At 72.8% G+C, this 20,974-nt stretch carries 22 protein-coding genes; 8 read left to right on the forward strand and 14 right to left on the reverse strand.

Annotated elements, in window-relative coordinates:
- Positions 1-43 precede the first annotated feature (43 nt).
- Complete coding sequence (locus ACLQ25_RS04090) at positions 44-2,140, forward strand: S9 family peptidase (RefSeq protein ID WP_425729171.1); 2,097 nt, start codon at positions 44-46, stop codon at positions 2,138-2,140.
- Positions 2,141-2,195: 55 nt separating this feature from the next.
- Here the strand turns inward: ACLQ25_RS04090 and ACLQ25_RS04095 are convergent, their stop codons facing one another.
- The 11 genes from ACLQ25_RS04095 to ACLQ25_RS04145 form a co-directional block, all read right to left on the reverse strand.
- The gene (locus tag ACLQ25_RS04095; protein WP_425729173.1) at positions 2,196-4,322 is read right to left on the reverse strand and encodes a bifunctional polysaccharide deacetylase/glycosyltransferase family 2 protein; all 2,127 of its coding nucleotides are present in this window, start codon (positions 4,320-4,322) and stop codon (positions 2,196-2,198) included.
- Positions 4,319-4,750 carry a hypothetical protein gene (locus ACLQ25_RS04100; protein ID WP_425729175.1) on the reverse strand — a complete coding sequence of 144 codons (432 nt, stop codon included), beginning with the start codon at positions 4,748-4,750 and terminating at the stop codon, positions 4,319-4,321. The genes ACLQ25_RS04095 and ACLQ25_RS04100 overlap by 4 nt, the downstream gene beginning before the upstream one ends.
- 114 nt (positions 4,751-4,864) lie before the next feature.
- Positions 4,865-6,391: an FtsX-like permease family protein gene (locus ACLQ25_RS04105; RefSeq protein ID WP_425729177.1), complete on the reverse strand. Its 1,527-nt coding sequence runs from the start codon at positions 6,389-6,391 to the stop codon at positions 4,865-4,867.
- Complete coding sequence (locus tag ACLQ25_RS04110; RefSeq protein ID WP_425729179.1) at positions 6,388-7,089, reverse strand: ABC transporter ATP-binding protein; 702 nt, start codon at positions 7,087-7,089, stop codon at positions 6,388-6,390. Before ACLQ25_RS04110 ends, ACLQ25_RS04105 begins: the two co-directional genes overlap by 4 nt.
- Entirely contained in the window at positions 7,086-7,622 is a 537-nt protein-coding gene (locus tag ACLQ25_RS04115) for a PadR family transcriptional regulator (protein WP_425729181.1), read from the reverse strand. Before ACLQ25_RS04115 ends, ACLQ25_RS04110 begins: the two co-directional genes overlap by 4 nt.
- Before the next feature lie 207 nt (positions 7,623-7,829).
- The gene (locus ACLQ25_RS04120; RefSeq protein ID WP_425729183.1) at positions 7,830-9,368 is read right to left on the reverse strand and encodes a SpoIIE family protein phosphatase; all 1,539 of its coding nucleotides are present in this window, start codon (positions 9,366-9,368) and stop codon (positions 7,830-7,832) included.
- Between the two features lie 2 nt (positions 9,369-9,370).
- Complete coding sequence (locus tag ACLQ25_RS04125; RefSeq protein ID WP_425729185.1) at positions 9,371-10,732, reverse strand: sensor histidine kinase; 1,362 nt, start codon at positions 10,730-10,732, stop codon at positions 9,371-9,373.
- Positions 10,722-11,735, reverse strand: a complete 1,014-nt coding sequence (locus tag ACLQ25_RS04130; RefSeq protein WP_425729223.1) for a SpoIIE family protein phosphatase — start codon at positions 11,733-11,735, stop codon at positions 10,722-10,724. Before ACLQ25_RS04130 ends, ACLQ25_RS04125 begins: the two co-directional genes overlap by 11 nt.
- On the reverse strand, positions 11,732-12,151 hold the full coding sequence (locus tag ACLQ25_RS04135) for an anti-sigma regulatory factor (RefSeq protein ID WP_425729187.1): 420 nt from the start codon (positions 12,149-12,151) through the stop codon (positions 11,732-11,734). The genes ACLQ25_RS04130 and ACLQ25_RS04135 overlap by 4 nt, the downstream gene beginning before the upstream one ends.
- A complete protein-coding gene (locus ACLQ25_RS04140) occupies positions 12,148-12,558 on the reverse strand; it encodes an STAS domain-containing protein (protein ID WP_425729189.1) in 411 nt (136 codons plus the stop codon). Before ACLQ25_RS04140 ends, ACLQ25_RS04135 begins: the two co-directional genes overlap by 4 nt.
- Positions 12,558-13,418, reverse strand: coding sequence for an STAS domain-containing protein (locus ACLQ25_RS04145; protein ID WP_425729191.1), 861 nt, complete (start codon positions 13,416-13,418; stop codon positions 12,558-12,560). The genes ACLQ25_RS04140 and ACLQ25_RS04145 overlap by 1 nt, the downstream gene beginning before the upstream one ends.
- 166 nt (positions 13,419-13,584) lie before the next feature.
- On the opposite strand from ACLQ25_RS04145, the gene ACLQ25_RS04150 reads away from it, so the two are divergent.
- On the forward strand, positions 13,585-13,941 hold the full coding sequence (locus ACLQ25_RS04150) for an STAS domain-containing protein (RefSeq protein WP_007454464.1): 357 nt from the start codon (positions 13,585-13,587) through the stop codon (positions 13,939-13,941).
- A gap of 13 nt (positions 13,942-13,954) precedes the next feature.
- On the opposite strand, the gene ACLQ25_RS04155 is transcribed toward ACLQ25_RS04150, so the two are convergent.
- Positions 13,955-15,223, reverse strand: coding sequence for an MFS transporter (locus tag ACLQ25_RS04155; protein WP_425729193.1), 1,269 nt, complete (start codon positions 15,221-15,223; stop codon positions 13,955-13,957).
- Positions 15,224-15,273: 50 nt separating this feature from the next.
- Between ACLQ25_RS04155 and ACLQ25_RS04160 the strand changes: the two genes are divergently transcribed.
- The 4 genes from ACLQ25_RS04160 to ACLQ25_RS04175 all read left to right on the forward strand — a co-directional run bounded on the left by ACLQ25_RS04160 (position 15,274) and on the right by ACLQ25_RS04175 (position 17,240).
- Positions 15,274-15,969: a FadR/GntR family transcriptional regulator gene (locus tag ACLQ25_RS04160; RefSeq protein WP_425729195.1), complete on the forward strand. Its 696-nt coding sequence runs from the start codon at positions 15,274-15,276 to the stop codon at positions 15,967-15,969.
- A 39-nt stretch (positions 15,970-16,008) separates the two neighbouring features.
- A complete protein-coding gene (mscL, locus tag ACLQ25_RS04165; RefSeq protein ID WP_425729197.1) occupies positions 16,009-16,482 on the forward strand; it encodes a large conductance mechanosensitive channel protein MscL in 474 nt (157 codons plus the stop codon).
- Positions 16,483-16,563: 81 nt separating this feature from the next.
- A complete protein-coding gene (locus ACLQ25_RS04170; protein ID WP_355048337.1) occupies positions 16,564-16,815 on the forward strand; it encodes a hypothetical protein in 252 nt (83 codons plus the stop codon).
- A gap of 56 nt (positions 16,816-16,871) precedes the next feature.
- On the forward strand, positions 16,872-17,240 hold the full coding sequence (locus tag ACLQ25_RS04175) for a hypothetical protein (protein ID WP_425729199.1): 369 nt from the start codon (positions 16,872-16,874) through the stop codon (positions 17,238-17,240).
- A 62-nt stretch (positions 17,241-17,302) separates the two neighbouring features.
- On the opposite strand, the gene ACLQ25_RS04180 is transcribed toward ACLQ25_RS04175, so the two are convergent.
- A complete protein-coding gene (locus tag ACLQ25_RS04180; RefSeq protein ID WP_425729201.1) occupies positions 17,303-18,520 on the reverse strand; it encodes a benzoate/H(+) symporter BenE family transporter in 1,218 nt (405 codons plus the stop codon).
- Positions 18,521-18,577: 57 nt separating this feature from the next.
- Here ACLQ25_RS04180 and ACLQ25_RS04185 point away from each other — a divergent pair, with 57 nt between their 5' ends.
- Entirely contained in the window at positions 18,578-19,138 is a 561-nt protein-coding gene (locus ACLQ25_RS04185; RefSeq protein ID WP_425729203.1) for a helix-turn-helix domain-containing protein, read from the forward strand.
- 7 nt (positions 19,139-19,145) lie between these two features.
- Here ACLQ25_RS04185 and ACLQ25_RS04190 read toward each other — a convergent pair whose 3' ends face one another.
- Positions 19,146-20,168 (reverse strand): LuxR C-terminal-related transcriptional regulator, encoded by a 1,023-nt coding sequence (locus ACLQ25_RS04190; RefSeq protein ID WP_425729205.1) that lies wholly within the window; start codon positions 20,166-20,168, stop codon positions 19,146-19,148.
- Positions 20,169-20,230: 62 nt separating this feature from the next.
- On the opposite strand from ACLQ25_RS04190, the gene ACLQ25_RS04195 reads away from it, so the two are divergent.
- On the forward strand, positions 20,231-20,950 hold the full coding sequence (locus ACLQ25_RS04195) for a PP2C family protein-serine/threonine phosphatase (protein WP_355048343.1): 720 nt from the start codon (positions 20,231-20,233) through the stop codon (positions 20,948-20,950).
- Positions 20,951-20,974: the final 24 nt, after the last annotated feature.

Here is a 20,974-nt window from a genome sequence, read left to right on the forward strand (position 1 = left end):
CTGGTCCGGCACGGAGGGTGAGTCGGCCGGTAACGTGGCCGCCGTGACCACCGAGACTGCCCCGCCCGCGGCGAAGCGGGTGCCCACCGAGCGCACCCACCATGGCGACACCGTCGTCGACGAGTACGCCTGGCTCGCCGCCAAGGACGACCCGGAGACGATCGCCTACCTGACCGCCGAGAACGCGTACACCGAGGAGCGCACCGCGCACCTGGCCGCCCTGCGCGCGGAGCTGTTCGAGGAGACCCGCCAGCGCACCCGCGAGACGGACCTGTCGGTACCCACCCGCAAGGGCGGGTACTGGTACTACACCCGCACGATCGAGGGCCAGCAGTACGGGGTGCACTGCCGGCGCGCGGTCCGCGACGGCGAGTCCGAGCCGCCGGTCAGCGCGGACGGCGCCCCGCTCGACGGCGAGGAGGTGCTGCTCGACGGCAACCTACTGGCCGAGGGGCACGACTTCTTCTCGCTGGGCGCGTTCGACGTCAGCCCGGACGGGCGTTGGCTGGCGTACTCGACGGACTTCTCCGGCGACGAGCGCTTCACCCTGCGCGTGAAGGACCTGAACACCGGCGAGCTGCTGCCCGACGAGGTGCCCGACACGTTCTACGGCACCGCCTGGTCGGCCGACGCGTCGGCGCTGTTCTACGTGACGGTCGACGACGCCTGGCGGCCGAACCGGGTCTGGCGGCACACCATCGGCTCCGCCGCGTCCGACGACGTGGTGGTGCACCAGGAGGACGACGAGCGGTTCTGGGTGGGCGTCGAGCTGACGCGGTCGGAGAAGTTCATCCTCATCGACATCCACAGCAAGATCACCAGCGAGGTGTTGGTGATCCCGGCCGGCAACCCCACCGGCGCTCCGGCCGTGATCGCGCCACGCCGGCAGGGCGTCGAGTACGCGGTGGAGCACCACGGCCACCGTTTCCTGATCCTGCACAACGATGGCGCGGAGGACTTCGCGCTGGCGTTCACCTCGGCGGACACGCCGGGCGACTGGGTGCCGCTGATCGAGCACACCCCGGGCACCCGCCTGGAGGCGGTGGACGCGTTCGCGAACCACCTGGTGGTGTCGCTGCGCACCGACGGGCTCACCGGCCTGCGGGTGCTGTCGGTCGGCAGCGACGACGCGTACGACATCGACTTCCCCGAGCCGCTCTACAGCGTGGGCCTGGACGCCAACCCGGAGTACCGCACCGGGCAGGTCCGCCTGCGCTACTCCTCGCTCGTCACGCCCGACTCGGTGTACGACTACGACCTGGTCACCCGGCAGATGGTGCTGCGCAAGCAGAAGCCGGTGCTGCCCGGGCCGGACGGCCGACCGTACGACCCGGCCGAATACGAGCAGCACCGCGACTGGGCGCTCGCCGACGACGGCACCCGGGTACCGATCTCGCTGGTCTGCCGGGTCGGCACGCCCCGGGACGGCTCGGCGCCCTGCGAGCTGTACGGCTACGGCTCGTACGAGGCCAGCATGGACCCGTGGTTCTCGGTGGCCCGACTGTCCCTGCTGGACCGGGGCGTGGTCTTCGCCGTGGCGCACACCCGGGGCGGCGGCGAGCTGGGCCGGCGCTGGTACGACCAGGGCAAGATGCTGGCCAAGAAGAACACCTTCACCGACTTCGTGGCCTGCGCCCGGCACCTGGTCAAGGCCGGTTGGACGGCCAGCGACCGGCTGGTGGCCCGGGGCGCCTCGGCCGGCGGCCTGCTGATGGGCGCGGTCGCCAACCTCGCCCCGGACGCCTTCACGGGGATCGTGGCGCAGGTGCCGTTCGTGGACGCGCTCACCTCGATCCTCGACCCGTCGCTGCCGCTGACGGTCACGGAGTGGGAGGAGTGGGGCAACCCCCTCGAGGACCCCGAGGTGTACGCGTACATGAAGTCATACACGCCGTACGAGAACGTCACGGCGGTGGACTACCCGGCGATCCTCGCGGTGACCAGCCTCAACGACACGCGGGTGCTCTACTCCGAGCCGGCGAAGTGGATCGCGCGGCTGCGGGCGACCGCACCGCAGGGCGACTACCTGCTCAAGACCGAGATGGGCGCCGGGCACGGCGGCCCGAGCGGTCGTTACGACGCCTGGCGCGAGGAGGCGTTCATCAACGCCTGGATCCTGGACCGCCTGGGCCGCGCCTGACGCTCGATCCCGGATGTGGTGGCCCAACGTGCCACCGCATCCGGGAAACAGCGGCTCACCGCTGGCCGGCGCCGACCAGCGCGGCGACCTCACCGGTACGCACCATGCGCTGCCAGCGCAGCCGGTTGCCGATCAGCGCCGTCACCACCGACTGCACCACCACCAGATACATCAGCTGTCGATAGATCACCTGCTGGAACGGCAGCGCCCACAGCGGTCCGTACCGCTCCCGGTCCAGGCGCAGCGCGTACCCGGCGGTGGCCGCCTGGAGCACGAGCAGACCGGCCCAGGCCAGAGCCAGGGTCGACCACGGCAGGAAGAACAGGCCGTACACGGCGAACACGTCGACGGCCGGCGCGGTCAGCGGCAACACGACCTGGAAGACCGTGAGGTACGGCAACCCGCGTCGGCCGAGCTTGCCGCCGCCGCCCGACTCGCGCAGCGCATGCCGGTGCTTCCACATCGCCTGCATCGTGCCGTAGCACCAGCGGTAGCGCTGCCGCCAGAGCTGGCGTAGCGACGAGGGCGCCTCGGTCCAGGCGATCGCGGACTCCTCGTACACCACCCGCCAGCCGGCCCGGAGGACCTTCATGGTCAGGTCGGTGTCCTCGGCCAGGGTGTCCGACGGCACGCCGCCCACCCGCAGCAGCACCTCACGCCGGAAGGCGCCGATCGCGCCGGGGATGGTCGGCATGCACTCCAGGACGTCGTACATCCGCCGGTCGAGGTTGAAGCCGATGACGTACTCCAGGTGCTGCCAGCGGCCGAGCAGGCGGCGACGGTTGGCGACCTTCGTGTTGCCGCTGATCGCGCCGACCGACGGATCGGCGAACCCCTGCACCAGCCGATACACGGTGTCCGGCTGGAAGACGGTATCCCCGTCCACCAGCACCAGCAGGTTCGCCCGGGCGGCCCGGATGCCGGTGTTCAGGGCCGCCGGCTTGCCGGCGTTGGCCTGCCGGATCACACGTACCCCGCGTAGCCGCATCCGCTCGACGATGCCGGCGGTGCCGTCGTCCGACCCGTCGTCGACCACGATCACCTCCAGTGCCGGGTACGCGCTGGCCATCAGCGAGCGGACCGTGGCGGCGATGTTCGCGGCCTCGTTGAACGCCGGCACGATCACCGACACCGGGGCGCGCACCTCCGGGCGGGTGTGCCGCTGGCGGCGTACCCGGCGCACGTGCCGCTGCGCGCAGACCACCTGCACCATCAGGCGAGCCACGCCGAGCACCAGGGCGACTGCCAGCAGCAGGTTCATCACCTGCGCCGACCAGTGTGCGGCGCGCTGGGTCCACCGCAGCGCCGTACCGCTGACGCGGCTACCGGCGCGGGCCGCGACCATCGACGGCGCGGCGTCGATGCCGGCGGAGACGGTGGTGAACCGGTAGCCCTGATCGGTCAGCGCCGGCAGCAGTCGGTCCAGCGCGGCCACCGTCTGCGCCCGGTCCCCACCGCCGTCGTGCATCAGCACCACCGCGCCGCGCCCCCGTTTCGGGGTGGCGGCCCGCGCGATCTGGTCGACGCCGGGGCGCTGCCAGTCCTTGGTGTCCTGATCGGCGAGGACCGCGACGTGCCCGACACCGGCTGCGGCGCGCAACGCGTCGTACTCCGGCCCGGTCAGCGCCGTCGGCACCGACGAGAACGGCGGCCTCAGGAGGGTTACCTCCCGACCGGTGGCTCCGGCGATCGCCTTGCGGGTCAGCGAGAGTTCGAGGTCACGACGCCACGGCGGTACCGCGGCAAGGTCCGCGTGGGTGAAGGTGTGCGACCCGATCTCGTGGCCCTCGGCGAGTATCCGTCGGACCAACTCCGGATGTTCGTTGACCCGGGCCCCGACCACGAAGAACGTGGCGTGCGCGCCGTGGCGGCGCAGCACGTCGAGCACCTGGGGAGTCCAGCGCGGGTCCGGCCCGTCGTCGAACGTCAGCGCGATGGTCCGAGCCGGCAGGGCCCGACTGACCGGCGCGTCCCCATCCAGCCGCAGCACCGGCCCACCCGTGCCGACGCCGGGAGGCACGCCCGCGCCGGAACCCTCGGCGGACGCCACCCCGGATCCACCGGCGATTCCGGTCACCAGGCCGTTCACGGTGAGCGCCGCGAGCAGCAGGAGCAGCCCGAGCAGGAGCAGAAGCCAGTGGGCCCGAGGGTCGCGCCGGGCCACATGTCGCGCCCTCGTCACTGTGGCTTACCCGGTGGCCGGCTCGGCTTCGCGGTGTTGCGGTGCTCGTCGCCTCGGCCCGGCTGGGCGCTGGCGGACGGTGCCACGGTGGCGGCGGGGGGCGGCGAGGATCGTCGCGCGCCGACGGTCGCCGTGGGGCCGGGGACCGGCGGCGACGTACGGGTCACCGGAGAGGGCCCGGTCGGACCGGTGGACGCCCGCGGCTGGTCGGCCCCGTCCACGCCGGCCTCCACCGGCCGGGGCGCCCGGCTGTCGTCGGACCAACCCGGCAGCGGCACGGAGGTGTCCATGAAGAGGCCTGCCGCGATCAGCCCAAGGCTCGTGAGCAGGCCGAGACCCATCGCGGTACCGGCGACGACGGTCAGCCGACGGCGGCGGCCGGTCCCGTCGACGAACACCGGCGGGGCAGCCCCGGGTTGGTCGTGCATCTGGCGTAACTCCCACCGTCGCCCGCGTCACGGACCGTCCGGCCCGTGACCGGGAACCCGATGGCCGGGCTCCCGATGCGGACAGCGGCACCGCCGGCGACGGTGTTACATCGCTCAGGCCGTCCGCAGCTCGTCCACCGCCGTGCTCACCCGCAGGAAGAGCAGGCCGACACCGACCGTCACCAGCACCGCCGCCAGGGCGCCGGCACCGAGCCAGGCCAGGTGCTCCAGAGGTACGGCGACAGTCCGCTCCTGCGCAGCGGTCTGCACGAGGCGGGTGTACTGGTCGCGGGTGGCCGGGTCGTCGCAGAGCGCCGCCGTGGCGTCGCACACCGTCGTCGACGATGCGCTCGTGGTGATGCTGGGGAAGAGTCCCCTACCGAGCAGCTCTCCGACGGTGAGCGCCAGCAGGATCGCCGGCACCGCGGGGGTGAGCGCCTGCCAGGCCACCGATCCGCTGAGCGTCGCGCGGGGCACGCCGGTGGCGACCAGCGCCGCGTACGCGCGTCGACGGGCCACGATTCCCTCGACCAGCGCGACGATCAGACCGCCCGCCGCGATCAGCACCGCGACGGCCACCGCGGCGTCGACCAGGTCCATGGTGGACAGGTAGAACGGGTTGGCGCCGCCGTCGTCCACCCCGGCGAGGCGGTTCTGCTCCCGTTCCAGCGCGTCCTGGGCGACGAAGTAGGCGCGCTGGGCCGCCGCCCCGGCACCGAAGATCATGGCGGCCAGCAAGGCGGCGAACGTCCGGCTGCCCGCCCACGGGTCGGCCATCAGCCGGCCCGCCGCGAGCAACGCCGACGGCCCGCGGGCATGTCGGCGCAGCAGACGCCCGCAGGTGTACGAGATCCAGCCGACGCCGAGGACCACCCCGATCATCGCGGCGAGCCCGCCCAGCAGGAAGAGCAGAGGCACCAGCCAGCCCCGCACCACCTCGTTCCCGTCGACCCACCGGAGCATCGGGCGCGTGGCCGCGAAGCAGGCCAGACCGAGGCCGATCAGCACCCCGGCCCACGGGCGTGGACCCCGCTCGCGGGCGGCCTTGCGACTGACCCCGAGCGGACTTGTCGTGACGGTACGCAGCATGAGGGCGGTGGCCAGCGCCGCGACCACCGGCAGGCCCAGCACCACGGCGACCAGCGCGCCGGTCGACGGCAGCACGTCGGTGGGCAGCGCCAGCCGGCCCTGGTCGTCGGGCCGGTGCAGCAGCTCGCGGCCGAGCAGGTAGACGCCCAGCCCGGCGAGGGTGCCGAGCAGGCTGGCCAGGCCGGTCTCCAGCACCGCCAGTCGGGTGACCTGACCGGGGGTCGCGCCGGCCAACCGGAGCGCGGCGAGTCGCCGATCTCGGGCGGGAGCGCCGAGCCGGGCGCACTGGCCGGCGAGTGCCAGCACCGGCACGGTCAGCATCAGCAGCGCGAACGCGGTCCCGCCGCGCAGTCCCGGTTCACGCAGCAGCGCGTTGCGGTACTGCTCGGACTCCGCCCAGACGTCGCCGGCCGGCTTCTGGATCGCGAGCACGGTGAGCGCCGCCAGCCCGGCCAGCGTCGCCAACAGGGCGCTGAGCGCGGTCAGCACGACGCGCGCCGTGTCGGTCCGGTTGCCGGCCAGCGCGAGCCGCACCAGCGTCGCCGGCCTCACCGTGCGCCGCCCGCCAACGGCACGTCCAGCCCCAGGCCGGTGTGGTCGATCAGGCCGTCGCGCAGCACGATCTCCCGATCGGCGTACGCGGCGATCCGCGGCTCGTGGGTGACCAGCACGACGGAGGTGCGCTGCTCACGTGCGAGCCGGACCAGTTGGGTGAGCACCTGCTCGCCGGTGAGCGTGTCGAGCGCGCCGGTCGGCTCGTCGGCGAAGAGCACCCGCGGCTCGGTGACCAGAGCCCGCGCCGTCGCGCACCGCTGCTGCTGACCGCCGGACATCTCGCCGGGTCGCAGGTCGGCCAGATCGGCCACCCCGAACCGCTCCAGCCAGGTGAGGGCGGCCGTCCGCGCTTCTCGCCGCCCCGTGCCGGCGAGGAGCAGGGGCAGCGCCACGTTCTCGGCCGCCGTCAGCTCGGCCACCAACTGCCCGAACTGGAACAGCACCCCGAACTCGGTACGCCGTAGCCGGGACCGGGCCGCCTCCGACCAGGTGTCGATCCGGTGGCCGCGCCAGGTGACCTCCCCCGCGTCGGGCCGGAGGATCCCGGCCAGGCAGTGCAGCAGGGTCGACTTGCCGCAGCCACTCGGCCCGGTGACGGCGACGATCTCGCCCTCGGCCACGTCGAGCGTCACACCGCGCAGGGCGGGCGTCGGGCCGTACGCCCGAACCACGCCGCGAGCCTGGAGTTGCGTCACGCGTGCACCTCCCGGTGCCAGTCGGCGACCCGGCCCAGCGTGGTGTGCAGCCACCGCAGGTCGGCGTCGAGATGGGCGATCGCGAAGTCGGCCGCGACCACGTCGTTGAGGGTGGCGGCCGGGTCGGTCTTGACCGCCGTCAGCTCCCGCAGCCGCGCGGTGTGCGCGGCGCGCTGGGCGACCAGGTACGACCGTGCCCGGTCGACGTCGGCGACCAGCAGCGCCACGACGACCTTGGCGAAGAGCGTGCTGGCCACGTACGGCATCGGCGACTCCACCGTGGACAGCCAGCGATCCAGGGCGGAGCGACCCTCGTCGGTCAGCGCGTACGCCGTGCGGTCCGGCCCGGAGGCGCGGTCCTGACCGGCGGTGGCCACCAGACCGTCCCGTTCGAGTCGACCGAGGGTCGCGTAGACCTGCCCGAAGGCCAATGGTCGAGCCCGGGGCAGCCGCTGGTCATGCGCACGCTTGAGCTCGTACCCGTGCCGACTCCCCCCAGCCAGCAACCCAAGCAGAACATGCGGCGTAGACACCGCCCCACTATTCACCCAGCGAATACCCCAGTCAACACCCGCCCCGCCCCCTCACCCCGCCCCTCCCCACACCCCCTCACCCCCACCCCCTTCACCCGCGTGATCAAGAGGTTTGCGTCATTGACAGGGCGAAATTTGACGCAAACCTCTTGATCACCGGAGCAGAGAGGGGGCCGGAGGGCCGGAGGGGCCGGGGTGTGGGGGGTTTTAGTGGCGGCGGAGGACTACTACGGCTACGTCGTCCTGGATCTTTTCGGGGGCCAGTTCGACCAGGAGGCGGGCGCAGAAGTCGTCCAGGTTCTCGTCCACTGTGGCCGACACCGCGGCCAGCGCGGCCAGCCCCTCATCGATGGTGGCGTCCCGGCGCTCAATCAGCCCGTCGGTGTAGAACACCAGCGTGGCACCGGTCGGCAGGACGAACTCCAGGTCGGCCGGTCGGGGCGCACGGACGCCGAGCAGGGGTGCCGAGTGCTGCACGAACTCGACCTTGCCGTCGCGGTGCAGCAGCGGCGGCAGGTGGCCGGCGCTGGCCAGCCGGACCCGGCCGCTCGGCGGGTGCAGCAGCAGGACGCAGAGTGTGGCCAGCTCGTCCGGCAGCAGGGTACGCATCAGCTCGTTGACCCGGTGCAGGATCTCACCGGGCTGGTGCCCCTCGACGGCGTACGCCCGTACCGCGTGCCGCAGCTCGGCCATCACGGTGGCCGCGTGCAGCGAGTGGCCGGCCACGTCCCCGATCGCGAGCAGGAGGTGCCCGTCGAGCATCACCAGCTCGTAGAAGTCGCCGCCCACCTCCGTCTGTGCGCTCGCGGGCTCGTAGCGCACCGCGAGGTCCAGTCCGACGACCGTGGGCAGGCTGCGCGGGAGCAGGCTGCGTTGGAGTGTGACGGCGATCCGGTGCTCCTCGTCGAAGGAGCGCTGGGCCTCGACGGCCGCCGCCACGGCCTGGGCGAGCTGCACGAGCACCGGCGTCCGGGCGGTCTGGGTGGCGGTGGGTACGACCACGTAGAGCGGCGCGCGGTCCTCCCGCAGCCGGGCCGCGGCCACGGTCACCGTGTCGTCCGGGGGCCAGGTGAGCAGGCCCCAGTTCTCCGGAGGCTCCACCCGCACGGTGGCGCCGGTGGGCACTCCGGTGTCGTCGACGATCCACGGCACGATGGCGGCGTCCGCGCCAGGGCCGGCGCAGACGCCGGCGATGCAATCACCGTCGAACGTCTCGGCGATCACGGCGGCTGGGCTCTTGAAGATCTGTGCGGCCCCCGCCGCGGCGACCTCGAGCAGCCGCGCGAAGGTCGACGCGGCGTGGACCGCGACGGTGGTGTCGGCGAGGCCGAGCAGCCGCTCGGCGAGCAGTTCGGCACGCTGCCGGGCCTGGTAGTAGCGCAGCACCGCCCGGGTGGTGGCGATCAGCTCCTCCGGCTCGATCGGCTCGGCCACGTACGCGTCCGCCCCTCGGGTCAGGCCCTGGGCGCGGTCGGCGACGTCCACGGCGTGCGCGGAGACGTGGATCACCGGCATCGCCGGATGCGCCGCCTTGATCCGCTCGCACACCTCGTAGCCGCTCAGGTCGGGCAGCCGGACGTCCAGCACCACCAGATCGATCCGCTCCGTGTCGACCCGGGCCAGCGCCTCGGTGCCGTTCTCCGACTCGAACACGGTGTACCCGGCCCGGCTGAGCCAACTGACCAGCAGGTAACGCTTGGTACGGCTGTCATCGACCACCAGGACGGTCGTCGGCCCGGCGTCCACCGTCACGCTCCGCCGGTGGGCAGTGAGACGGTGAAGGTGCTGCCCCGGCCGGTCTCGCTGACCAGCTCCAATGTGCCGCCGAGCAGCGTCACCAGCCGCCGGGCGTACGGCAGGCCGAGGCCGGTGCCGCCGACCCGGGTCGCGCCGGGCACCTGGTAGAACTCCTCGAAGATCCGATCGTGCAGCTCGGGGGGAATGCCCGGGCCGGTGTCAGTGACCTCGAAGCGCCACCGGTCGTCGCTGCGTCGGGCGCGCAGCCGCACCTCGCCGCGCTCGGTGAACTTCAGCGCGTTGTGCAGCAGGTTGCGCAGCACCTGGCCGAGCAGCACCTCGTCGGTGCGCAGCACGGCCGGCGCGGTCGGCTCCTCCACCGTCAGCTCCACCCCGGGCCGGGTGGCCAGTGCCCGCATGGTGCCGCGCAGTTGACCGAAGACCGGCCGCAGGTCCACGTCCGCCCAGTCCGGCTCGATCCGGCCCGATTCGGCCTTGGCGAGGTCCAGCAGTTCGTTGACCAGACCGAGCAGATCCTCCGCCGAGGAGCGGATGAGGCCGACCTGACGGACCTGTTCGGTGGTGAGGGGGTCGGACGAGGAGTCCGCGAGCAGGCGTCCCAGCCCGATGATCGCGGTCACCGGGGCGCGCAGCTCGTGGCTCACGTTCGCCAGGAACCGGCTCTTCGATTCACTCGCGGCACGCAGTTGGGCCGATTTCTCGTCCAGCTCGGCGTAGAGGGCGACGACTCCCCGGTTGGTCTCCTCCAGCTCCTCGGTGAGCTGGTTGTAGAGCGCCAGCACGCCACGGTTGGTCTCGGCCAGTTCCTCGTTCAGTACGGCCAGCTCGTCGCGCTGGCTGCGCACCTCGTCGAGGGCCGCGATGAGCTGGCCGTTCTGCACGGTCAGTTCGTCCAGCGCGCTGCCCGGCGCGATGCGACCGAGTTCGGCACGGAACTCGGTCAGCCGCTCCGGGGTCGGGATCGGCGCGCTCGCCGGGACTCTGCGGGACATCCTTACGACCGTAACCCCCTCGGCGGTCGTGACGCTCAAGGTGTCGACCAGGCGGGACACCGCACCGGACTGCGGCTCGTACCGGCCGTCGGGCAGCGGCCCCACCGGCGCCAGGTCGGCGCGCAGGTGGAAGCGACCGTCGGGCCCTGCGTCGATGTGGAAGGTGACGTCCGCGCCGCCGGTCAGCCGCAGCAGGTCCCGGGCGACCTCACTGAGAGCCGTGGCGATCCGCACCTGGTCCTGGTGTTCGAGGCCGACCACGCCGGCCACCTCGCGGCCACGCTGGCGGATGACGAAGATGTCCTGTTCGACGCGGAGCGCCATCTGTAGCAGCGGCGCCGAGGCCGGATCAACGCTCATGCCCGGACCTCGCCACCAGGACGCAGGCGTCGTCGCGCCGCGTTCCGGCGTCGCGCAGCAGGGTTGCCGCCAGCACCAGCGGGGACCGTTCGACGAGGCCCGGATAGTCGGCCAACCGCCAGCGGTCGACGACGCCGTCGCTGTGCATGACGAGCAGGGAGCCGGGCCCGAACGGGTAGTCGTAGCCGCGTACCGTCGGGCGCTGGTGGCCGGCGATGCCGGGCAGCGACACGAGCCCGCGGCGTTGGCCGTCACCATCGACGATCATGCCGGAGATGTTGCCCAGGCCGGCGTAGTGCAGCACGCCATCCGCCAGTTCGGCGACCGCGAGCGCGGCGCCACGGGTGTGCGACATGCCGCGGTGCAGGTGGCTCACCACCGTCGCGGGCGGGCCGGCCGGAGCGTTACGGAAGGCGGCGAGCGCGGCCTCGGTGGCGGCGGCGGCCAGCGGGCCGTGCCCGAGACCGTCGCTGACGAGCACCTGGTGCCGGCCGTCGGCGAGCCGGACGGCGTACCCGTCACCGCTGACCGTCTCGCCGGTGATGGGACGGGTAAGGGCACCGGCCCAGGACGGTTTCGCGGGTTCGGCCGGCCAGACCTGGACGGCGAAGACGGTCCCCTTGCCGGGCAGGGAGTAGCCGTCGAACCAGCTCGCCTGCCGGACGATGGCGCCGAGGCCGATGCCGAGCGTGCCCGTGGTGGAGTGCCCGTCCCGGGAGGAGACGGTGAGGTCGGCCATGCCGGGCCCGGAGTCGATGGCGACCATCTCCACGCCGGCCTGCCCGGCGCGGCGGACCGGCCGTAGCAGCAGGACGCCGTCGTCGGCATGCTTGACGAGGTTGCTGGTCAGTTCGGCGGCCACGATGGCCAGGTCCGCGATGCGGGCCGCACCCATCCCGATCTGCTCGCCGAGGCGTTCGGCGGCGCGTCGTACGGCGCTGGCGGTACTGCCCGCCTCCACCCGGAACCAGATGCCGCTGTCGGTGACCAGGTCCCCGTTCACCGGGCCCACTTGGTGACCGTGATCCGGGTGCCGGTCTCGGCCGATGTCTCGATCTCGAACTCGTCGACCAGACGGCGGGACCCGCTGAGGCCGAGGCCGAGGCCGCCGCCGGTGGTGTACCCGTCGGTCAGGGCCAGGTCGAGGTCGGCGATGCCGGGGCCGGAGTCGGCGAAGACGATCCGGAGGCCCTTGCGTCGGCCGTTGTCCACGGTCGCCACCTCGACGGTGCCGCCGCCGCCGTACACCAGGGTGTTGCGGGCCAGCTCGCTCGCGGCCGTGACCACCTTCGTCTGGTCGACCAGCGACAGCTTCACGGCGACCGCCACCGACCGGACCAGTTGCCGGACGCGTACCACGTCCTCGTCGCTGCGGACCGACTGCGCCTGCGGGTGGCCCAGGTCGATGCCCGTGGTCACGGCGTGGCCGTCTCGGCGTCCGGATCGTCGTCGAGCTGGTAGTCGAGCTCGTCGGCGTTGGCCGCCGCGATCAGCTCCATGCCGCGCTCGACGTTCAGCGCGGTACGGATGCCGTTCAGCGACAGCCCCAGTTCGACAAGTGTGATGGCGACGGCGGGGCGCATGCCGACCACCACCGTCTCGGCGTCGAGGACCTTCGAGATCGACGCGATGGCGGAGAGCATCCGGCCGACGAACGAGTCGACGATGTCCAGCGCGGTGATGTCGATGATGACGCCGTGGCAGCCGGTGGCCACGATCCGCTCGGCGAGATCGTCCTGGAGCTGGAGTGCCGTCTGGTCGGACATGTCGAGCTGGATGGAGACGAGCAGGATGTCACCGATCTTGAGGATCGGTACGCGTTCCATCAGGCGTCCCTGCGGGACTGGCGACGGGCGGCCTCGAGCCCGGTGAGCCGCAGCACGTGGCGCAGCGCGTCGGCGAGGCTGGCCTTGGTGGCGATGTCGCCGAACTCGATGCCGAGCGCCACGATGGTCTGCGCGATCTGCGGCCGGATGCCGGAGATGATGCAGTCGGCACCCATCAGCCGGGCGGCCACGACGGTCTTCAGGATGTGCTGGGCGACCTGGGTGTCCACGGCGGGAACACCGGTGATGTCGATGATCGCGTACGGGGAGCCGGTGTCGACCAGGGTCTGCAGCAGCCGCTCCATGACCACCTGGGCCCGGGCGGAGTCCAGGGTGCCGACCAGCGGGACGGCGACGACGCCCTCCCACAGCTTCACCACCGGGGTGGAGAGTTCGAGCAACTGCTCGGCCTGGTCGGCGATGAGGCTCTCGCGGGTGCGCACGAAGCTCTCGAAGGTGAACAGGCCCAACTCGTCGACCAGCTTGGAGTAGGCGACGAAGTCGTGCAGCGCGTTGGCGGCCGCGGACTCCTGGAGCAGTTCGGCCAGCACGGCCTTGAGCGCGAAGACGCTGATCGTCGTCTCGGTGGCGGAGAAGCCCTGCCGGGCCCTGCCCCGGGACAGCTCGGAGAGCGTGGCGCGCAGTTCGCCCGCGCTCTCGGCGGACAGGTCGAAGCTGCCCTGCTTGGCGACGCCGATGATGGCCTGGTACAGGTCCTCGACCTGCCGGCGCAGCTCGGCGTGGCTCAGCCGGCCCCGCAGTGAGCCGGCGACGATATCGGTCCACCGCTGCGTAATCTGCTCGGCGTGGCTGCCCAACAGCGCGGCGAGCCGACCACTTTCCTCGGCGTTCAACGCCATCGTGAAAACCCCCCTCGACCTGGACCGGCCGGACTCTATCACCGGGGCCTGCACAACTACTTGCTCCGTAGCAATGGAATGACGATGGCCACCGGATGACGGCTCCCGTTCAGCGTGCGACCCCGGTCGTGGGATACCGTTCCCCCGATAACAGGAGGTCTGGCGAATGTCCCTGACGGTGCACACGGAACAACGCGGCGACGTGGTCGTCGTGTCGGTCGCGGGCGAGCTGGACATGGCAACCGCACCGCAGTTGCAGGACCAGATCACCGACCTGCTCGACAAGGGCCGCAACCGGCTGGTGTTCGACCTGGCGGACGTCTCGTTCTGCGACTCGACCGGTCTGTCGGTGTTCGTTCGCGCCAAGAACAGCTGTGACGAGGCCGGCGGTGTGGTGCGGCTGGCCGCTCCGCAGCGTGGCGTGCTGCGCATCCTCGAGGTGAGCGGGCTCGTCGAGGTGCTGCACACCTATCCGACGGTGGACGAGGCCGTCGCCGGCGAACCGACACCGGCGTCCTCCTGACCGCTGTTTCGACCTACTCGTCCTCGACGTAGCGGGGACGGGCGATTGCCATGCCCGCCGCCGTCTGCACGGCGAGCGCGGCCAGCAGGAATCCGATCGGCGCCGTCCAGCCGCCGGTGATCTCGTAGAGGATGCCGACCGACAGCGGGCCGAGGGCGGCGATCACGTACCCGGTGCTCTGGGCGAAGGCCGAGAGCGCGACGGTCCCGTCGGCGGTACGCGCGCGCAGACCGATCGTCGTGAGGATCAGCGGGAACGCGCCCTGGCCGAGCGCCAGCAGGGTCACCCAGAGCAGCGCGGCGCCGTGCGGTGCCAGCGCCAGCCCCAGGTAGGCCAGCGCCGACGCGCCGGTCAGGCCGAACACCAGCGGGCGCAGGGTGGCGAGCCGGCCGGCGAGGGTGGGCATCAGCAGCGCGATCGGCACGCCGAGCGCGGTCACCCCGGCGAGCAGCAGCCCGGCCGCCTCGGGCCGGTAGCCGGCGTCGCGGAACAGTTGCGCCAGCCAACCCATGATCGCGTACCCGCTGAGCGACTGCGCCCCGAAGTAGATCGCCATGGCCCAACCCAGCCGGGTCCGCGCCGGCCGGACCCGCGCGGCGACGGCCGCCGTCGAGGTCGCGCGCCGCGCGCCCCTGCGGGTCCGCAGCGCCAGCGGCACCCACGGGAGTACGGCCACCGCGGCCAGCCCGGCCCAGACGCCCAGCCCGGCCCGCCAGGACCCGAAGGCGTGCGCGATCGGCACGGCGCTGGCCGCGGCCACCGTCGTGCCGAGGGTCAACGCCATGGTGTACGCCCCGGTGACGAGGCCGGTCCGGTGGCCGAAGTGCTGCTTGACGAGCATGGGCAGCAGGATGTTGGCGACGGCGATGCCGGCCAGTGCCAACGCGCTGGTGAGCACGAAGATCCAGGCCGAGTCGGTGGCGGCCCGGAGCACCTGGCCGACGGCCAGGACGATCATGGCGACCACCAGTACCCGCGCCGGGGCGACCCGGCGGACCAGCCACGGAGTGAGCGCGCCGAGGCCGGCGAACGCGATGGTCGGCAGGGTGGTGACCAGCCCGGCCATGACGCCGGAGAGCCCCAACCCGGCGCGGATCTCGTCGAGCAGGGCGCCGAGGCTGGTGACCGCCATGCGCAGGTTCAGCGCGACCAGCAGCATCCCGACCAGCACCAGCGCGCCACCGGTCACCGGGTGCGTCCGCCGGGTCGCGGGTTCGCGCGTCGGGTGGGTGTCGACGACGGGTGTGGGCAGGGCCGGAGCGGCGGCGGCTGGCGGGGTCATGACCTCTAACCTACAATCATGGGATGAATTTGGGCCCGGTGATGTAACCAGTGCCACCGTCGGTCGATTCCCCCGCCGCGCAGCGAGCCGTGCCTCCCCGGGGGCACCGCGTCCGCCAGACCATCGAGCAGCTCCGGGCCCGGATCCTCGGCGGTGAGTGGCCGGTGGGCGGCCGCATCCCCACCGAGCCACAGTTGGTCGCCGCGCTGGGCGTCGGGCGCAACACGGTCCGCGAGGCCGTCCGCGCCCTCGTGCACGCCGGGGTGCTGGAGTGCCGGCAGGGCTCCGGCACCTACGTGGTGTCCACCGACGAACTGGCCCCGGTGGTGGCCCGTCGACTGGGCGACGACCGGATGACCGAGGTCATCGAGGTGCGCCGCGCCTTCGAGGTGGAGGCGGCCCGACTCGCCGCGCTGAGGCGTACACCGCAGGACCTGGCGGCGCTCGACGGCGCGCTCGCCGACCGCGAGGCGGCCTGGCGCGGCGGCCGGGTCGACGCGTTCGTGGAGGCCGACGCGGCGCTGCACGTCGCGGTGGTCGCCGCCGCGCACAACGCGATGCTCGCCGAGCTGTACGCCTCCTTCGGCGCCGCCCTGCGCAGCACCGTCGCCCAGGCGATGGGGGGCGCGCTCACGCCCGAGCGCTACGTCGACCACACCCGGCTGGTCGAGGCGATCCGGGCGGGCGACGCGGGCCGGGCGGCGATCGAGGCCGGCGCTTTTCTGGAGTCCGCCGACGGGGCATAGGTTGTCCGCGACGGAAAACCGGACACCTCGGGAGTACGGATGCTCAAGGGCTTCAAAGATTTCATCATGCGCGGCAACGTCGTCGACCTGGCGGTCGGTGTCGTCATCGGCGCCGCGTTCACGGGCGTGGTCACCCAGCTCACCAAGTCGTTCCTCGACCCGCTGATCCGGGTCTTCGTGCTGCTCATCACCGGCAGCGACAAGGGCCTGGCCGGCACCGCGCCGACGTTCCGTGGCATCCCGTTCGACTGGATCGCCTTCCTCAACGCGGTGATCACGTTCCTGCTCACCGCTGCGGCGCTCTACTTCCTGGTCGTCTACCCGATGAACCGGCTGGCCGAGCGGCGCAAGCGGGGCGAGGAGCCGCCGCCCTCGGCCCCGAGCGAGGAGGTCAAGCTGCTCACGGAGATCCGGGACGCCCTGGTCTCCGCCGGTCACACGACCCCGGGCCAGCAGCGCGGGGCGCTGGACGACGTGCTGGGCCGCCGGACGGAACCGCCGACGCAGCGCTGACCCACACGGATGCACATCGGCCCCTGCGGGATTCCCGCAGGGGCCGCATCTTCTCGTACGTGTGTTCGATAGAGTCCGGCCATGGAGCAGCGGAAGCACTGGTGGAACGGGAAGTGGGGGCGGCTGGCCCGGCGGGACGTCTTCCTCCGGGTGGACGCCGATCGGTGGCACGTCGAGCAGCGGGCCGGCGGCGCCGAGGGCATTTCCCGGTTCTACGAGTACGGCAGCGCGGACGAGGCCGAGGAGACCGTCCGGGCGCTGCTCGACGGCACGGACACCTGGCGGGAGCTGTCCCCGCGCCCACCGGGCGGCTGGACCCTCCCGAACGGCTGAGCGCGCGCCTTACGAGGCGGCGTTTAGTGGCGTGCCGCCTCGGGAACCGCTGAGAGATGGACCAGCAGGACGAGCAGCAGGCGACCATCTCGCGAATCACCACCGGGATGCCGGTGGTCGACGTCGCCGGCACCGAGATCGGCACCGTGGACCTCGTCCAGCGGGGCGATCCGAACGCGGTGACCGTGCAGACACCGACCGCCGACCCGGGCAGCAGCCTGGACGAGCTGATCGAGGCGACGGCGGTCGAGGAGCCGGACGTGCCGGCCGACCTGGCGGCACGTCTGCTGCACACCGGCTACCTGAAGGTTTCCACCGAGTCGGCCGACGGGGCCGTGTACGTCCCGGCCGACCGGATCGGCTCGGTGGCCGACGGCCGGGTCCTCCTCGCCGTGGGCATGGCCGACCTCCCCCGCGAGGAGTAACGGCCTGATCGACTCGACTTCACGCAAACAGCGGCATCACCGCACCCCGGACACCCCGCCTTTCAAGAACCCGAGTGGATCAAGCCGGGAGTGCGCTGTGCCTCTGGCGCGGGCGGGACGGGCGCGGGCGGGCGGCGACGAAAGAGCAGCAGCATCAGACAGCCGGCGACCAGCCCCCAGAACGCGCCTCCCACACCGACCAGCGTCACGCCCGAGGCGGTCACCACGAAGGTGACCACGGCCGCCTCCCGGCCCTCGGGGTCGGTCACCGCCGCCGCGAGCGCGGTGGCGAGCGCGCCCAGCAGGGCCAACCCCGCGACGGCCTCGATGAGGATCGGCGGCGCGACCGCGACCAGGGCCGTGGCGACGCCCGCGCCCAGCCCGAGCAGGGCGAGCCCGACGCCGGCGGTGACCGAGGCGACCCACCTACGCTCCGGGTCCGGATGCGCGTCGGGGCCGGCGGCCAGCGCCGCGGTGATCGCCGCGAGGTTCACGGCGTGTCCGCCGGCGGGGGCGGCCAGCAGGCTGGCGAGCCCGGTGGCGCGTAGGGCGGCGCCGAACGGCGGACGGTAGCCGTAGCCGACCAGCACCGCCATGCCCGGTACGTTCTGCGCCGCCATCGTGACCAGGAACAGCGGAAGGGCCAACCCGATCAGCCCGGACACGTTCCAGGCCGGCACGGTCAGGGTGACCGACGGGATCAGCGCGGTGCCGCTGAGCCCGGCCGGGGGCGCGGTCAGCGCGAGCGCCACCACCGCCACCAGCAGCGCCCCGGGCACCGCCCAGCGGCGGGCGAACCGGTGCAGCAGCAGCCAGCCGGCCACCACCGGACCGGCCACCAGGGGCAGCTCGACGAGCGCCCGGACCGGTGCGGTGCACAGGGGCAGCAGCACTCCGGCGAGCATCGCGCCGGCCACCGGCTTGGGGATGGCGGCCACCGCCCGGCTCAGCGGCGGGAAGAGACCGGCCGCGACGATCAGCAGCCCGGAGACGAGGAACGCGCCCACCGCGACCGGCCAGCCTCCGGGCGGCGGCCCGGTCGCCACCAGCAACGCCGCGCCCGGCGTCGACCAGGCCACGCTCATCGGGATGCGGTGCCGCCAACCCAGCCAGGCGGCGGCGAGCCCGCACGCCACGCAGAGGGCGAGCAGGCCGGAGGCGGCTTGCGCGTCCGACGCGCCGACGGCCCGGAGCCCGGCCAGGACGACGGTGAACGAGCTGGCGAAGCCGACCAGCGCGGTCACCACGCCGGCCAGCACCGGTTGCGCGCGTCCACCCATGTCACCACCCCCGGAGCGTTCCGTTTACGGAACGACAGTGTGTAGCACCATAGTCGGATGCCGCAGCCACCACCAGCGGGCCGTCCCGGCCTCGACGTGGACCCCGCCGTCGTCGGTCAGCGCGTACGCGCCCTGCGCGAGGAGCGCGGGATCTCGCTGTCCACACTGGCCCGGCTCGCCGGCATCGGGAAGGCGACCCTCTCCGGCCTGGAACACGGCACCCGCAACCCGACCCTGGAGACGCTCTGGGCGGTCACGGCGCAGCTCGGCGTACCGTTCACCGCCCTGCTGGCCGACCCGACCCCCGGGCCCGTCGTGCACGGCGCCGCCGTCACCGCCACCCTGCTGGAGGTGTTCACCGACACCGACGCGACCTACGAGCTGTACCGGATGCGCGTCACACCGGGCGTCGTGCAGACGTCCCCCGCCCACCAGCCGGGCGTCACCGAACACATCACCGTCTTCGGCGGAGTGCTGCGGGCCGGCCCGGCCGACGCGCCACTGACCGCCCCGGCCGGCGGTCACCTCCGCTGGGTCTCGGACGTGCCGCACACGTACGCGGCCGTGGGCGACGAGGAGGTCGCCGCGAGCCTGCTGCTCCGCTACCCCCGTCGCTGAACCCGGCTCAGTCCACCGGCGCGGGGACCGGCAGACGCCGGCGTACCGCCCAGAGCGCCACCTCGGTCCGCGACGCCGAGCCGGTCTTGCGCAGCAGGTTCGACACGTGCACGGTGACCGTCCGCACCGAGATGCCGAGCGCCTTCGCGACCTGCTTGTTCGACATACCGCTGACCAGGCAGCCCAGCACCTCGACCTCCCGGGCGGTCAACTCCACGTCGACCGCCTCGACCGGGCCGAGGGGCGTACGCGGCCCGGGCAACCGTCGCAGCAACGCGTCCGGCCCCTCCCCGGCGTACGCGGCCAGCAGTTCGGTCAACGCGTACGGATTGCCGCCGGTGTGTCGCCAGACCGAGGTGACCAGCCGGTCGGACGGCGGCGAACCCTCGTACACCTGGGTCAGCACCTCGGCGACCTCGGCCGGGCGCAGCGGACCCAGATGCTGGCGGACGACGCCGCGTACCCCGCAGAGGCGGGCCAACGCGCGGCGGGTGAGGTCCGGGGCCACCGCGTCGGCGGCCAGCCGGCTGGCGACGATCAGCAGCGCCGGCAGCTCGGCCACGGTGGCCAGCTCACCGACCAGGTTGACGCTGGCCGGGTCGAGCGCGTGCAGGTCGTCCACGACCAGCACCGCCGGGCCGGCGCCGACCAGCAACTGGACGGTACGGACGGCGAGGCGCAGCAGGGTGCCCGGCGCGTACCGCTCGCGCGGCGCGGTGGGCTGCTGGGCGAGCCACGCCAGCGCGTCCGGCGGCAGGGCGAGCGAGCCGGTGTCGCGGCCGGTGAGCACCGCCGCCAACCAGTCGTACGGGGCCGGACCGTACACCCGGGCGGCCCCCGAGAGCACCACGGACGGACGCGGCGTGAGGGCGTCCACCGCGGCGGCGACCAGCAGACTCTTGCCCACGCCGGCCGCGCCGGTGAGCACCGCGACGGTCGGCGCGCGACGGTCGGCGGCTGCCACGGACGACCACGCCCGGTCGAGCTCGGCGAGCTCGCCGGCGCGTCCGACCATGGACACCGGCATCATTTCTCAACCCTACGCAGTAGTGCGTAGAGACGAAGGCGGGGTGTTCTTGGCAAGCTGACACCATGACGCTGATCCTCCGCTCGGCCATCCTCAACGACATCGGCCTGGTCCGCACCAACAACGAGGACTCCGCCCTCGCCGGTGACCGCCTGATCGCCGTCGCCGACGGCATGGGTGGCCTGCCCGCGGGCGAGGTGGCGAGCGAGATCGTGATCCGGATCCTGGACGAGCTGACGCCACCCACCGAACCGGACGCGGCCGCTGACGCCCTGCGTGCCGTGGTCAGCACCGCCAACCAGCGCATCCACGCCGCGATCACCGTGGACCCGGCGCGGGAGGGGATGGGCACCACGCTCACCGCCGCGCTGTTGGCCGGCGAGACGCTGGTGCTGGCCCAGGTGGGTGACTCCCGCTGCTATCTGCTGCGCGACGGGGAGCTGACCCAGCTCACCCGGGACGACACGTTCGTGCAGGCGCTCGTCGACCAGGGCACCCTCTCCCCCGACCAGGCCCGGCACCACCCGCAGCGCTCCCTGGTGACCCGGGCCGTGCAGGGCGCGGACACCCCGCCGGCGGTCGGCGTGCTCACCGTGGTCCCCGGCGACCGGCTGCTGCTGTGCAGCGACGGGCTCTCCGACTACGTCGAGGAGAACGACATCGCGGCGGCGCTGGGCATGTACTCCGACCGCCAGCAGTGCGGCGAGCAGTTGGTGAAGCTGGCCCACCATGCCGGCGCTCCGGACAATGTGACGGTCGTCGTCTCGGACGTCACCACCCGCTGATCGATTCGGCCCGCTCGACGGTCC

Source organism: Micromonospora sp. DT44, from assembly GCF_049841635.1.
Lineage (GTDB): Bacteria > Actinomycetota > Actinomycetes > Mycobacteriales > Micromonosporaceae > Micromonospora.

Coding starts and splice junctions, on each gene's coding strand:
- ACLQ25_RS04100 (WP_425729175.1), bottom strand. CDS start 4,750: ATGCACGACCAACCCGGGGCTGCCCCGCCGGTGTTCGTCGACGGGACC.
- ACLQ25_RS04125 (WP_425729185.1), bottom strand. CDS start 10,732: ATGAGCGTTGATCCGGCCTCGGCGCCGCTGCTACAGATGGCGCTCCGC.
- ACLQ25_RS04140 (WP_425729189.1), bottom strand. CDS start 12,558: ATGGAACGCGTACCGATCCTCAAGATCGGTGACATCCTGCTCGTCTCC.
- ACLQ25_RS04145 (WP_425729191.1), bottom strand. CDS start 13,418: ATGGCGTTGAACGCCGAGGAAAGTGGTCGGCTCGCCGCGCTGTTGGGC.
- ACLQ25_RS04150 (WP_007454464.1), top strand. CDS start 13,585: ATGTCCCTGACGGTGCACACGGAACAACGCGGCGACGTGGTCGTCGTG.
- ACLQ25_RS04155 (WP_425729193.1), bottom strand. CDS start 15,223: ATGACCCCGCCAGCCGCCGCCGCTCCGGCCCTGCCCACACCCGTCGTC.
- mscL (WP_425729197.1), top strand. CDS start 16,009: ATGCTCAAGGGCTTCAAAGATTTCATCATGCGCGGCAACGTCGTCGAC.
- ACLQ25_RS04170 (WP_355048337.1), top strand. CDS start 16,564: ATGGAGCAGCGGAAGCACTGGTGGAACGGGAAGTGGGGGCGGCTGGCC.
- ACLQ25_RS04175 (WP_425729199.1), top strand. CDS start 16,872: ATGGACCAGCAGGACGAGCAGCAGGCGACCATCTCGCGAATCACCACC.
- ACLQ25_RS04180 (WP_425729201.1), bottom strand. CDS start 18,520: ATGGGTGGACGCGCGCAACCGGTGCTGGCCGGCGTGGTGACCGCGCTG.
- ACLQ25_RS04185 (WP_425729203.1), top strand. CDS start 18,578: ATGCCGCAGCCACCACCAGCGGGCCGTCCCGGCCTCGACGTGGACCCC.
- ACLQ25_RS04190 (WP_425729205.1), bottom strand. CDS start 20,168: ATGATGCCGGTGTCCATGGTCGGACGCGCCGGCGAGCTCGCCGAGCTC.
- ACLQ25_RS04195 (WP_355048343.1), top strand. CDS start 20,231: ATGACGCTGATCCTCCGCTCGGCCATCCTCAACGACATCGGCCTGGTC.